General features: G+C 64.0%; 11 protein-coding genes. All 11 read left to right on the top strand.

The window, feature by feature from the left end; translation table 11 throughout:
• Positions 1–48: 48 nt before the first annotated feature.
• Positions 49–1,686 carry a ShlB/FhaC/HecB family hemolysin secretion/activation protein gene (locus tag ACQ4WO_RS25925; protein WP_436483825.1) on the top strand — a complete coding sequence of 546 codons (1,638 nt, stop codon included), beginning with the start codon at positions 49–51 and terminating at the stop codon, positions 1,684–1,686.
• 56 nt (positions 1,687–1,742) lie between these two features.
• Positions 1,743–3,524 (top strand): DUF2341 domain-containing protein, encoded by a 1,782-nt coding sequence (locus ACQ4WO_RS25920; protein WP_436483824.1) that lies wholly within the window; start codon positions 1,743–1,745, stop codon positions 3,522–3,524.
• A 13-nt stretch (positions 3,525–3,537) separates the two neighbouring features.
• Positions 3,538–3,948, top strand: coding sequence for an ExbD/TolR family protein (locus ACQ4WO_RS25915; RefSeq protein ID WP_034753784.1), 411 nt, complete (start codon positions 3,538–3,540; stop codon positions 3,946–3,948).
• 10 nt (positions 3,949–3,958) lie between these two features.
• Positions 3,959–4,675: an energy transducer TonB family protein gene (locus ACQ4WO_RS25910; RefSeq protein ID WP_436483823.1), complete on the top strand. Its 717-nt coding sequence runs from the start codon at positions 3,959–3,961 to the stop codon at positions 4,673–4,675.
• 36 nt (positions 4,676–4,711) lie between these two features.
• On the top strand, positions 4,712–6,451 hold the full coding sequence (locus ACQ4WO_RS25905; protein WP_436483822.1) for a putative porin: 1,740 nt from the start codon (positions 4,712–4,714) through the stop codon (positions 6,449–6,451).
• 6 nt (positions 6,452–6,457) lie between these two features.
• Positions 6,458–7,135: a hypothetical protein gene (locus ACQ4WO_RS25900; protein WP_436483821.1), complete on the top strand. Its 678-nt coding sequence runs from the start codon at positions 6,458–6,460 to the stop codon at positions 7,133–7,135.
• Positions 7,136–7,160: 25 nt separating this feature from the next.
• Entirely contained in the window at positions 7,161–7,649 is a 489-nt protein-coding gene (locus ACQ4WO_RS25895; protein ID WP_436483820.1) for a YbjN domain-containing protein, read from the top strand.
• Positions 7,650–7,857: 208 nt separating this feature from the next.
• On the top strand, positions 7,858–10,962 hold the full coding sequence (locus tag ACQ4WO_RS25890; RefSeq protein WP_436483819.1) for a DEAD/DEAH box helicase: 3,105 nt from the start codon (positions 7,858–7,860) through the stop codon (positions 10,960–10,962).
• A 49-nt stretch (positions 10,963–11,011) separates the two neighbouring features.
• Positions 11,012–12,139: a PAS domain-containing sensor histidine kinase gene (locus tag ACQ4WO_RS25885; protein WP_436483818.1), complete on the top strand. Its 1,128-nt coding sequence runs from the start codon at positions 11,012–11,014 to the stop codon at positions 12,137–12,139.
• 136 nt (positions 12,140–12,275) lie between these two features.
• Positions 12,276–12,956, top strand: coding sequence for a response regulator transcription factor (locus ACQ4WO_RS25880; RefSeq protein WP_034753797.1), 681 nt, complete (start codon positions 12,276–12,278; stop codon positions 12,954–12,956).
• 156 nt (positions 12,957–13,112) lie between these two features.
• Positions 13,113–13,820 carry a transposase gene (locus ACQ4WO_RS25875; RefSeq protein WP_436483817.1) on the top strand — a complete coding sequence of 236 codons (708 nt, stop codon included), beginning with the start codon at positions 13,113–13,115 and terminating at the stop codon, positions 13,818–13,820.
• The last annotated feature ends 82 nt before the right edge of the window (positions 13,821–13,902 follow it).

Below are 13,902 nucleotides of genomic sequence, written 5' to 3'. Positions count from 1 at the left end.
CCAGCGCCGCAACACAGGGCAACCGTTTGATTTTAAGGTGAATGGAAGATGCGTGAAATGACAACCAAGGGCAGGGGCGTGCCGCCAGCGGCGCCTGCAAGGGCCTTGACGATGCTGTGCCTGGCCATGCTGGCGCTGCCCGGCATGGCGCGTGCGCAGGACGCTGTGCCGGCCGCCGCCCCCGTGGCCGCGCCGGAACGGCAGGTGACGATCGAGGAATACCTGGTGCGCGGCAATACCGTGCTCGACGCGCGTGCCATCGAAGAAGCGGTCACGCCCTTCCTGGGGCCGGGCCGCACCCTGAAGGACGTGGAAGGGGCGCGCGACGCCCTCGTTGCCGCATATCAAGCCAGGGGCTACCAGTCCGTCTACGTGGACTTGCCGGAACAGCAGGTGGAGCAGGGCGTGGTGGTGCTGCAGGTGAGCGAAACGAAGGTGGGGCGCTTGCGCGTGGTCGGTGCGCAATACAACTCGCCGCTCGACGTGCGCCAGCAAGTGCCGGCCCTGACGGAAGGCAAGGTGCCCGATTTTACCCAGGCGCAAGTGGAATTGACGGCCCTGAACCGGGGGCCCAAGCGCCAGGTGATGCCCTTGGTCAAGCAGGGCAGCCTGCCCGGCACCATGGACGTGGACTTGAAAGTGGAGGACAGCAGCCCGTGGCGCGCCAGCGTGGGCTTGAACAACGATTACAGCGCCGATACCAAGAAGCTGCGCAGCAGCATCTCGCTCGGCCACGACAACCTGTGGCAGATGGGGCATAGCGCCACCATCAGCTTTTTCGGCACGCCGGGCGATCTGAACCAGACCAAGGTGTGGTCCGCCTCGTACGTGGCGCCCATCGGCACGCAGGGCTGGAGCGTGGAAGCGACCGGCTACCAGTCGAACAGCAACGTGGCCAGCACGGGCGGCACCAGCGTGCTGGGCAAGGGCCATGCGCTGGGCATGAAGCTCAATTACACGGTGCCCAACAGCGGCATCTGGTGGCACAGCTTTAGCGGCGGCATCGATTTCAAGGATAACCAGGAAGCGCTGCAGCTGAATGGCGCCGGTTCCAGCGTTCCCTTGAAATACGTGCCGCTCAGCGTGGCCTACAACGGCTTTGCGCAGACGGAGACGGCGACGTATGGCCTGGGCCTGTCGCTGGTGGCCGGCACGCGCGCCGCGTTCGGCTATGGCAGCAACAGCGCCGCCTACGACAACAAGCGCTACAAGGCCTCGCCCAGCTTTCTCGTGCTGAAGGGCGACGCCAACGCCACCACCACCCTGGGCAGCGGCGCGCAGCTGTACGGCAAGCTGGCGGGCCAGTTGGCCGACGCGGCGCTCGTGTCGGGCGAGCAGATGGCCGCCGGCGGCGCCAATTCCGTGCGCGGCTACCTGTCGGCCGAAGCGACGGGCGACTACGGCGTCTCCGGCACCGTCGAGTGGCGCACGCCCCAGCTGACGTATTTCAGCCGCCTGGAAAACTGGCGTCTGTTTGCCTTTGCCGATGGGGCGCGCCTGCGTCTGCGCGACCCGTTGCCGGAACAGAAAGACCTGTTCGGCCTGGCCTCGGTGGGCGTGGGCAGCAGCTTCCAGTTTCTGCGCTACCTGAATGGCCGCATCGATTTCGCTTACCCGCTGCGCGATGGCCCGCGCACGCACAAGCACGTGCGCCGCATCAATTTCAACCTGTCGGCCAGCTACTGACGGGCCAGCTCACCAGCACCGCACTTTTTTAGACTTTTCTTCGGAGAATCACTGTCATGCAACGTTTTCTTTTCCTGCTCACGATCCTGGGCACGCTCGTTCCCGGCCTGGCGCATGCCTGGTGGCAGCCCGACTGGGCTTACCGCAAACCCGTCACCGTCGACGCCGGCCCGAAGGCGGGCGCCGTGGGCGGCGATCCCGGCCGCATTCCCGTGCTGCTGCGCCTGCATTCGGGTAACTTCAACTTCGAAGGCGTCAGCGACAACGGCGCCGACCTGCGCTTCGTGGCGGGCGACGATAAAACGGTGCTGAACCACCAGATCGAGCAATTCAACCCGCTGCTGGGCATCGCCCTGATCTGGGTCGACGTGCCGGCCCTGACGGCCGGTACGCCGCAGCAGCTGTGGATGTACTACGGCAATCCGAAGGCGCCCGCCTCCGGCAACGGCCAGCGCACTTTTGACCCCGACTACAGCCTCGTGTACCACTTCACCGAGCCTGGCGTCCCCTCGCGCGACAGCACCGCCTACGGCAACCATGCGCAGACGGCCGTGCCGTCGCTCGACGGTTCCGTCATCGGCGCCGGCGCCCGCCTGGGCACCACGCCGTTGATGCTGCCCGCCTCGCCATCGCTGGCGCTGGCCGCCGGTGCGCCGTTCACGTTTTCCGCCTGGGTGCGTCCCGATAACCTGGGCGCGCAGCAAGTGCTGTATGCGCGCCGCGACGGCGCCAATGAATTGCTGATCGGCATAGACCAGGGCGTGCCCTTCGTACAGGTGAATGGCCAGCGCAGCAAGCCGGGCCAGCCTATCCAGGCCGCGCAATGGTCGCACCTGGCCGTCAAGGCCGACAAAGCCAACGTGGCCCTGTACGTGGGCGGCCGCCCGGCCGTGTCGCTGGCCACCGCGCTGCCAGCCTTTACGACGGCCGCTTCGGTCGGCGCCGATGCGCCGCCGGTCGCTTCCGGTGCCTCCGCCCTGGCCAACTTCACGGGCGCCATCGACGAGCTGCGCCTGTCGCGTACGGCCCGTCCCGATGCCCTGCTGCTGGCCGACGCCGTCTCGCAAGGTTCCGAATCGCGCCTGGCCGTGTTTGGGGCAGACGAACAGCAGGCGGGCAAGAGCCATTTCGGCTTCATCATCGCCGCCATGCCGCTCGACGCGTGGATCGTCGTCGGCGTGCTGGGCCTGATGATGGTCTTGTCGTGGATCATCATGATCGGCAAGGGCCGCAGTTATGGCGCCATCTCGCGCGCCAATGCGCAATTCATGCAGTCGTTCCATGAAGCGGCCGGCGCGCCGCTCGACCACCTGGCGCGCAGCGGCAAGCTCGGTGCTTCCGTGAAGACGGATTCCTCGCTGTGGCGTTTGTATGACGTGGCCATCGACGAGATGCGCCGCCGCCATGACCGCGGCTATGACATGAACGCCGTCTCGAACGCGACGATAGGCGCCATCCGCGCCGCCATGGATGGCGTGATGGTGCGCGAAAGCGAGCGCATGTCCAAACGCATGATCTGGCTGTCGACCACCATCGAAGGCGCGCCGTACGTCGGCCTGTTCGGTACCGTGATCGGCATCATGCTGGTGTTCGTCGTGGCGGCCATGGCCGGCGCCGTGGACATCAACTCGGTGGCGCCGGGCATGGCGGCAGCATTGCTGTGTACGGCCGCCGGCCTGGGCGTGGCCATTCCCGCCCTGTTCGGCTACAACTGGCTGTCCTCGCGTTCGGACGCTATCGTTGCCGATATGGCCGTCTTCGTCGACGAGTTCGCCACGCGCCTGGCTGAAGAGCAGGGCGACGGACGCCAGATGCGTCCCGCGCTGCATCAGGCGTGAGGGGGGCATAGCCATGGCCACCTCCGCCAAGTTTACCCCCCGCAAGCGTAGCGGCGGCATCAACATCACGCCCTTCGTCGACGTGCTGCTGGTGGTGCTGGTGATCTTCATTTTGACCAGCAACGCCAGCATTCCCGGCATCAAGGTCGACCTGCCCAAGGCCAGCTCGGCCATGGCGCTGGAAAAACCGAAGACCAAGGCCATCACCATCGACAACGCGGGCCAGGTCTTCCTCGACGCCTATCCCGTCACCCTGCCCGAGCTGGAAGAGCGCTTGCGCACGGAAAAGGCCCTGACGCCCGACTTCCCCGTGATCGTGCGCGGCGATGCCGCCGTGCAATACGCGAAAGTGGTCGAAGTGCTCGATTTGCTGCGCCGCATCGACCTGAACCAAGTGGGCCTGGTGACCGGCAAGCCGGCATGAGGAGCGCAAGGTGAAGCGTGACGACATGATGAAGATGGCCGCCCCGGAATCGTCGGGTGCGGCGCAGTGGTGGCGCCGCTGGGGCGGCGTGGCCGGCGGCGTGCTGCTGGCCGGCGCGCTGGCCGCGCTGGTCTGGTATTTGCTGTCGGACACGGCCGCCACCAAGCGCGAAGTGGCGGCGCCGCCGATGCTGATGCTGCCCCCTCCTCCACCACCGCCGCCGGAGCCGGAAAAACTGCCGGAACCGACACCGGACAAGGTGGTGCCGGAAGTGTCGGAGCCGGAACCGACGCCGGCCGACAAGCCCATGGATGACGCGCCGGAAAGCCCGTCGCCGGACAAGGGCGACCCCGTCACCATCGATGGCGCGGCGCAGGCCGGCAGCGACGCCTTCGGCATCCAGGCCGGACGCGGCGGCGGCATGACGGGCGGCGGCGGTGGCGGCGGACTCGGCGCGGGATCGTATGGCCGCTATGTGGCCAACGCGCTGCAACTGGCCTTTGCCCGCGATCCGCGCACGCGCCAGCTGGCGTTTAGCGACATCCGCGTCGACCTGTGGCTCGATACGGAAGGCAAGACGACGAAAGTGCAGCTGGTGCAAGGCACGGGCAATGCGCAGACGGATGAGCAGGTGCTGGCCATGGTGCGCGATTTCCGCGCCGACGAGCGGCCACCGGCTTCCCTGCGTTTCCCGGCCCGCGTTTCCATTAAAGGTCGGCGCCCGTAAGCGCATGAACTAATTCCTCATTTACCGAAAGAAGCGATGAATTCCTTATTTTCTTCCCCACAGCGTGCGCGCCGCCTTCCGCTGGCGCTGGCTGCCCTGGCCCTGAGTGTGGCGGCGGGCGCGGCACAAGCCCAGGCCGCGGCACCGGCCGACAGCACCATGGTCAAACTGATCCGCGGCCTGATCCAGAGCGGCGCCCTGAACAAGGATGCCGGCGAAGCGCTGCTGGCGCAGGCGCAGAGCGAAGCGCTGGCCGCTGCGCAAGCCCGTCCGGCCGCCGCGCCGGCGGCGCTGGCGCAAGTGCAGCCGGGCGACGTGCGCGTGCCGTATATTTCGCAAACCGTGCGCGAGCAGATCCGCGACGAGATCAAGGGCCAGGTCATGGCCGAGGCAAAAGCGGGCGGCTGGGCGGCGCCGAATGAAACGCCGGCCTGGACCAAGCGCATCCGCCTGGAAGGCGACGTGCGCGCGCGCTACGAATCGCGCTACTACGACATGGCCAACAGCAATATCGAGATCGACTGGCGCTCGCTCAACAGCGGCAGCGGCTACGACGTCAATTCGAACACCAACCTGGCCCTGCCGGCGTTGCTGAACACGCGCGAAGACCGCAAGCACTTGCTGCGAGCCCGCGCCCGTCTGGGCATCCTGTCCGATATTTCCGACACCACGCAAGCAGGGATCCGCCTGGCCAGCGGCAATGACGACAGCCCTGTGTCCACCACGCAAACCCTCGGTGGCGGCCTGGGCAAGAAAAACATCTGGCTGGACCAGGCCTGGCTATCGTACCAACCCGCTTCCTGGCTGAAACTGACGGCGGGCCGCTTCGACAATCCCTTCGTCTCCGGCGACGAACTGTTTTCCAGCGAACTCAATTTCGACGGTATCGCCGCCAAGGTGCAGCAGCCGGTGGGTGCCAGCAAGGACGTCACCGTCTTCGGTACCCTGGGCCTGATTCCGCTCGAGTATTCGTCCGACAATGCGCCTAGCCGCAGCCAGGCAAAAATGTCGAGCGAAAACAAATGGCTGCTGGGCGCGCAGGTGGGCGCGTCGTGGAAAATCAATAGCGACCATCAGCTGCGCGGCGCCTTGGCCTACTACAACTTCCGCAACATCAGCGGAGAATACTCGCAGCCGTGCGCGCTGTACGCGGGCGCCGATGGGTGCAGCACGGACTGGTCGCGCCCATCGAGCATGCAAAAAGGCAATAGCTTGATGTTGCTGCGCAATATCGCCTTGAACCCGCTGGACCCGGCCAATACGCCGCAGCCGCAATTCGTGGGTCTGGCCTCGAAATTCCGCCTGGCCAACCTGAATGCGCGCTGGGATAGCAAGGTGGCCGGCGGCACGGACTTGCGCATCGAAGGCGATTATGTGCGCAACATGGCCTACGACAAGAACGAGATGTGGGCGCGCGCCAAGGGCGGCATCATGAACAATTTCGGCGGCACGGGTGGCGTCTCGCAAGCCGATTTCAAGAGCGGCGGCAATGCCTACATGCTGCAAGCGACCCTGGGCAAGGCCAGCCCGGCCGCGCGCGGCGACTGGAACGTCTTATTGGGCTACAAGCGCATCGAACCCGATGCCTTGCCTGACGCCTACAACGATTCCACCTTCCACCTGGGCGGCACGAATGCGCGCGGCTACTACCTGGGCGGCGCGTATGCGCTCGACAAGAATACGTGGCTGAACGGCCGCTGGACGTCGAGCCGCGAAGTGTTCGGTTCCGCACTGTCGATCGACACGCTGCAAATCGAATTGAACGCGCGTTTCTAAGGAGCCATGATGTTGATATCCAACAAAATGCGCCTGCCTGTGCTGTTACTGAGCTTGCTGGCCGCCGGCACGGCCCAGGCGCAGGCACAAAAGGGGCAAAGCATGGAAGAGCGCTTGCGGGCCGAATTGCGCAACGTCACGGCGCAATTGCAGCAGACGCGCGGCGAGCTTGAATTGCTGAAAGCCAAGGGCGTACCGGCCGCGAAGGCGGCGCCCGTTGCGGCCGAACCTGCCAGCGATGGCTTGAAAAAGGAGCTGGCGCGCAGCCAGTCGCAGCTGGCGCACGAGCGCGCGCAGCGGGAAAAGCTGGGCGAGCAGCAACAGCGCAGCACGGCCGCCGCGCAAGAGGCAGCCGCCAGCCTGGCGCAGTACCGCCAGGCCAGCGAGCAATTGACTGCCACGGGCAAGCGGCTGGAAGCGGAGCGTGCGCGCCTGGACGGTGAAGTGACGGCCCAGCGGGGCGCCCTGGCGCGCTGCGAAAGCAAGAATGCCCAGCTGTATGCGGCCGGGCAGGACATCCTGCAAGCGTATGAAGGTCTCGGCGTGCTGGACGTCATGAAGGCGCGCCAGCCGTTCGCCGCGCAAAGCAGAGTGAAACTCGAGCAAATCGCCCAGCAATACGGCGACCAGCTGTACCAGGGCCGCTTTGATGCGCGTCAAACAGAAACGCCGGCCCCCCAATAATTTTTTTGAAATGAATGGAATGACGATGGAAAACACCAACACCTTGCTGACCACCCTGAATGCGGAACAAACGGCCGATGCCATCAAGGCGGCCGGCTGCGCCGTGACCAGCATCGAACACGACGGCGTTGTGCGCCTGCACAGCGCCAGCCATGGCATCGGCTTCCAGGTGCTGTGGGGCAATGAAGCAGCGCCTGGCCAGTACGCGGATCTGACCCTGAGCTGCCCGCTGCGCGTGCAGGGCGGCGACTTGCCGGCCGGCTTGCTGGCCGAATGGCACCGCAGCAAGCGTTTCGCCCGTGTGGCCCAGCATGGCGATTTCGTCGTGCTGGAAATGGATGTGCTGGTCGCCGGTGGCGTCAGCAAGGACTACCTGAATATCAATCTGCAACTGTGGACGCAGATGATGGGCCAGTTCTTCTTGTTTTTGCGCAACTTTACGCCGGCCGATACGCGCACCGCACCGGTAGTCGAGGCCGCCAGCGTGGCAGAAGAAGAAACTGTGCCGGCCTGATAAGCCGTCCAGTGGTGGCAAAAATGGCCCGCAACGGGCCATTTTTGCCATCTGCGGGCCTCAAGTGTCGTATTAAATACTTATTTTTTAGGCATCGCGCATTAAAACTGCTCAAAGAGCGTGTGTGAATCAAGCCAGCAACGGCTGTATGGCGGATAATATTGCCTGTTGCCGATTTGGATACGACCTTTACACAAAAATGCGCCCCATGGATTTTACCCGCGACGAAACCAGTGAAACCCCAGTTGCCCCGGCCAGCGCGCCGGGAGCGCCTTTGCCGTATGCCGTCGCCACCTGGCTGCAGCGGGTGGAGGCTGCCGCCCATCCGAAGGCCGTGCTGACGATTGCCGAGCCTGATCCCAAACTCAACCAGCACCGATTGATCTACGTGCTGGCGCCCACCAGCGGCGGCCGCCACGTGGCCCTGTGCCTGTACAAGGCGCGGCTGCGGCCGAACGGCGACGTGGCGGCGGCGTCGCCCATCAGCGAAATCTTCTCGCTGCTGTCGGCGCCCCCCACGTTTTTGACGCCGGCCGACGAAGACCTCGTGCGTTTCTTCGTGGCCATGCGCAGCGGGCAGAATTCGCAGACGGGCAGCGCCACGGAGCCGAAGGGCAAGGTGGGCGCGGCCCTGCTGAAAATGCTGGCCGAGCAGGATAAACTGTTGTGGGCCAATTCCTGGGCCGATGTCGGCAATGGCCTCGTGTACCCGTTGAAGGAAGGTCCCGTGCGTCCGGCCCGCCTGTTCTGGCGCGACGAAGGCAAGACCATGCGTCTGGGCTGGCAAGTGGACCCGCCGGAAGGCGCGAAGCACCATGGCGCCGACCAGATCGACTACATGCTGCCCACCGATCCGCCGTGGTACATCGACAATCTGTCGTGCGGCGTGCTGGAACTGAACCAGGGCGGCTCCGACATTTCCCTGGCCGACTTGCAGGCGCTGGTGGCGCAGGCGCCGCCTCTGAACGCGAACGACAAGGTTCGCGTGTCGCAACTGCTGCTGGCGCAGGGCTTGCAGCATTTGATGCCGCTGCCGCAGCCGTTGCCGCAGCGCTTGCGCAAGGACGTGCCGGCGCAACCGGTCTTGCTGCTCGATAGCGCGATGCTGGCCGATGGCAGCATCCAGCGCTGGAGCGATTTTGCCGTGCTGTCCTACGACTACGATGGCGAGCGCGTCTCGTTCGATCCGTCGCAGCGCGTGGTGCGGCAAGTGGGCGACGTGACGGAAATCATCCACAGAAACACGGTTGACGAAGCGCGCGCGCTGGCCACCCTGGCCAAGCTGCAATTCAAGAAGCCGGGCTCGGCCCCCTTGAGCGGCTTGAAGGGTGCCTTGCAACTGCCTTCCCAGGCGGAATGGCTGCGTTTTGCCGAGTCCGGCATCGACGCCTTGCTGGAGCAGGGCTGGATCGTGGAAAAGACGGCCAAGTACCGCTACGACGTGAGCGACGTGGGCGACTGGTACGCGGAAATCGACGACCAGGACCCGGACAGCGGCAACGCCTGGTTCGAGCTGGAACTGGGCATCGTCGTCAACCACGAAAGAGTCCCGCTGCTGCCCGTGCTGGTGCAGCTGATCCGCAACGCGCCCAACGATTTCAACCCGAAAGTCATCGAAGCGCATGCGGACGATGACCAGATGCTGGCGACCTTGCCGGACGGCACGCGCGTGGCCCTGCCGTGGGGCCGTGTGCGCCCCATCCTGAACACCTTGGGCGAACTGTATTTCAGCGACAAGATCAAACATGCCGTGCGCATGTCGACCCTGGACGCGGCGCGCCTGGAAGAGCTGGCACGGGGCCTGGAGATGCAATGGACGGGCGGCGAGCAGCTGCGTGCCATGGGCCGCAAGCTGAGCCAGTTCGGTTCCGTGCAAAAAGTGGCGGCCCCAGCCGGCTTGCAGGCGACCTTGCGCGATTACCAGGCCGATGGCCTGGCGTGGATGCAATTCCTGCGCGACCATGACCTGGCGGGCATCCTGGCCGATGACATGGGTCTCGGCAAGACCGTGCAAACGCTGGCGCATATCCTGGTGGAAAAGGAAGCGGGCCGTCTCACACATCCGGCCCTGGTGATTGCACCGACAAGTTTGATGGGCAACTGGCAGGACGAGGCGGCCAAGTTCGCGCCTTCCCTGAAAGTGCTGCTGCTGCAAGGCAAGGACCGCGCCCAGCAATTCGACCAGATCGATCAATGCGACCTGGTGCTGACGACCTACGCCCTGTTGCCGCGCGATGAGGAAACCTTGCGCGAGCACGATTTCCACCTGGTCATCCTCGACGAATCGCACTACATCAAGAATACGCGCAGCAAGGCGGCGCAAAGCGCGGGCCTGCTGCGCGCGCGCCACCGCCTGTGTTTGTCCGGCACGCCGCTGGAAAACCATCTGGGCGAACTGTGGTCGCAATTCCACTTCCTGCTGCCGGGCTTGCTGGGCGACGAGAAGACGTTCAACACCCAGTTCCGCCATCCGATCGAGCGCCAGGACGACCCGCTGCGCCGCATGCTGCTGAACCGCCGCATCAAGCCTTTCTTGCTGCGCCGCACGAAGGACAATGTAGCCAAGGAACTGCCGCCGAAAACGGAAATGGTGCGCAAGGTGGAATTGACGGGGCCGCAGCGCGACCTGTATGAAACCGTACGTCTTGCGATGGATCAAAAGGTACGTGAAGAAATCGACAAGAAAGGCGTGGCGCGCAGCCAGATCGTCATCCTCGAAGCGCTGCTGAAATTGCGCCAGGTGTGTTGCGACCCCCGCCTGGTGAAGTCGTTGCCGTCGAAGAAGCAGTCGGCCGGTTCGGCCAAGCTGCTCGACCTGATGCAGATGGTGGAAGACTTGCTCGACGAAGGGCGCAAGATCCTCGTCTTCTCGCAATTTACCAGCATGCTGGAATTGATCGAGGAAGAGCTCGAATCGCGCGACATTCCCTACGCGCTGTTGACGGGCGAAACGAAGGACCGGGGCGCGCAAGTGGCGGCCTTCCAGCAGGGCGCCGTGCCGATTTTCCTGATCAGCCTGAAAGCGGGCGGCGTGGGCTTGAACCTGACGGCGGCCGACACGGTGATCCATTACGACCCGTGGTGGAATCCGGCGGCGGAAAACCAGGCCACGGACCGCGCCTGGCGCATCGGCCAGGACAAGCCCGTGTTCGTCTACAAATTGATCGCGAAGGGAACGCTGGAAGAAAAAATCCAACTGCTGCAGCAAAAGAAATCGGAACTGGCGCAATCGATCCTGGCCGAAGGCGAATCGCAGAAGATGGCCCTCACGCAGGAAGACTTGCAGCAGATTTTCGCCCCGCTGGAAGATTAACGCTGCCGCACGCTTATACTTGGCGATTCTTTCTTGCCAGGTATAACGCATGCTGCCTATTTTCCTCCTGCTGCTTGCCGGCGCCATCCTCATGGCGCTGCGTTTCGTCCAGTTGCGCCGCGCCCTGCTGCGCGCGCGGGCGGGCGAAGCGCAGTTCCGCCTGCTGGCCGAACACGGGCGCGACGCGGCTTTCCTGCTCGACGCCACCACCCTGGAATTGCTCTACATCAGCCCCGCCGCGCTGCGTCTGACGGGCCATGACGCGGCTGCCTTGCGCGCGCATGCGGCGCGCCTGGCGGCCGACGTGCCGGCCCGCTTGCAACGCTGGCGCGATGGCGATACCAGCCGCCTGACCCTGCTGCGCGAAGTGGAACTGCCGCACGCGGACGGCCACCAGCTGGCGCTGGAAATCAGTTCGACCATCGTGCCCGCGGCGGCCGGGCGGGGCGTGACCTTGGCTGGCACGGTGCGCGACGTCAGCGCTGCCCAGGCGCAGGAAGCTGAACGGGAGAAGGAGCAAAAGCGCTTCGCCTCGATGCTGTCGCATGAATTCCGCACGCCGCTGGCCACCATCGACGGCGCCATCCAGCGCCTCGTCTCGACTTCCACCGAGGCGGACGAGGCCACGCGCAAGCGCTACGTGAAAATCCAGACGGCCGTCGACCGCCTGCTGGCCATGATCGACGATTATTTGTCGCCCGAACGCATGGCGGCCATCGGCCGCGAGCGGGCCGCCGACGGCATCGCGCCGCTGGCCTTGCTGCAGCAGGCGGCCGCCACCGTACCCGCCAGCCACCGCGTGCAGCTGGAGCTCGATGAAGACTTGCCGGCCAAACTGCGCTGCGACGTGCCCGGCATGGCGCTGTGCCTGAAAATCCTGCTCGACAACGCCGTCAAGTTCAGCCCGCCGGGCAGCGCCATCACCGTGTCGGCCAGGCTGGTGCCCGAAGGCGGCGTGGCGCTGTCCGTGCGCGATGCGGGGCCCGGCTTGCGGGAAGAAGAACTGGCGCGACTGTTCGACAAAGGAAGCCGAGGAACCGATGCCACGCATCCCGGCGCGGGCCTGGGCCTGTACATGGCGCGCGCCGTGGTGGACGTACATGGCGGGAGTTTACAGGGGCATAATCTGCCCGAAGGCGGTGCACTTTTCCGGATTTGGCTGCCGCTTCCCGGCTAGACTAGAAAAAAGTTGCTTCCGCTGAAGGCAACCGTGATAATTCCTTGACGTAAACCTATTGTGCCGTCCATCATGGTGTAGAAGTGAATGGCATGGTTTGCCCACGGTAGCTCACTAATGGAAGAATGGCGTTGCAATGACGAAAATACTGATCGTCGAAGACAATCTGGACTACGCCGAAGACATGGCGGAGTTTCTCGTTGAGCTCGAACACGAAGTTCATATCACCAGCTCCGCTGGCGGGATGTGGACGGCGTTGAGCCATGGCAATGTTGGCGTGGTCGTGCTGGACCTGGGCTTGCCCGATGAGGATGGCTTCAACGTCATCCCCCGCATGCGCCAGCTGTATCCGCAAATCGGCGTGCTGGTGCTGACGGGGCGCGTCGCCTTTGACAGCCGCATCCTGGGCTTGCGCCTGGGCGCCGACCACTATCTGACCAAGCCGATCAAATTCCCCGAACTGGCCGCCCACATCGAGGCGCTCGACCGCCGCGTGGGGCCGCAAGACCCTGTACCCGAGCCGGGCAAGTGGACCTTGAAAGTAAGTGCTCGCCAACTGGAACTGATGGGCGCCGTCATCGCCCTGACGGAAAAGGAATTCAACTTCCTGCACCTGCTCACCATCAACACCCGCCCCGTGCCGCGCGATGTCATCGTGGCCGGCATGGGCGGCGAAGATCCCGATGCGGGCCGCCGGGTCGACATGCTCGTCTACCGCCTGCGCAAGAAAGCCAAGACGGGCCTGGGCCAGGACTTGCCGCTGCGCAGCGCGTATGGCGAGGGTTACAGCCTCTCGGCCAGTTTCAACCTGTCCTGATTTGCCGTATTGCGCCGTCCGCAAGTGGTCGGCGCAATAAAAGGGACAGAGTCAAGCGCTTTTTTCAGTATGTCAAATAAAACAGGGTCAGAGTTGCGTCTTGTGCTCGAAAGTGTGTAAAATCAAGGCCTTAGCTTATCTTTACCGACTCTTGCCATGGCCCGTTTGCCCCGCCTCATCATTCCCGCACTGCCCCATTACGTGATCCAGCGCGGCAGCAACCGCCAGCCCGTGTTCCAGGACGCGCTTGATTACGCCCAATTCCTTTCCTGGCTGAAAACAGGCGCGAAAATGTTCAAGGTGGCCATTCACGCCTACGTTTTATTGCCTGATCAGCTACATTTATTGGCCACGCCCAGCGATGCGACGGGCCTGGGGCAGCTGATGCAGTGGCTGGGACGCTATTACGTGCCGTATTTCAACCAAAAATACGACCGCGAAGGGGCCTTGTGGCAGGGACGCTACAAAACTTCCGTCATCGATCCCGACAATTTCTTCCTCCTGTGCTGCCGCTACCTCGAATACGTGCCCGTGCAAACGGGGCTGGTGGCACATGCACTCGACCATACGTGGTCGAGCTATGCCCATCATGCCGGTGTGCGGCCCGACCCCGTCATCACCGACCACGCGCTGTACTGGGCGCTCGGCAACACGCCGTTCGACCGCGAGGCGGCCTATCTGCGCCTGTTCGAGCAAGGCCTGGGCGGCAGCCAGGTGAAAGTGGTGGAAGAGGCTGTATTGAAGGGCTGGCCGCTGGGTTCCGACGTTTTCAAGCAGGCGCTGGAGCAGAAAATGCAGCGGCAAGTGCTGCCAGCCAAGCGGGGCCGTCCCCGCAAAATCGTGGCCGAAGCGGACGCCAATTGAAACACATTCGCATTTAAAACAAAAAATGATTCTTTTATGACATTTTATTGAAATCGCTTTGACTATGTCCCTATTAAATTTT

Origin of the sequence: Janthinobacterium aestuarii (assembly GCF_051380835.1) — a bacterium.
GTDB lineage: Bacteria > Pseudomonadota > Gammaproteobacteria > Burkholderiales > Burkholderiaceae_D > Janthinobacterium > Janthinobacterium aestuarii.
This window is presented reverse-complemented; position numbering and strand designations above follow the sequence as displayed.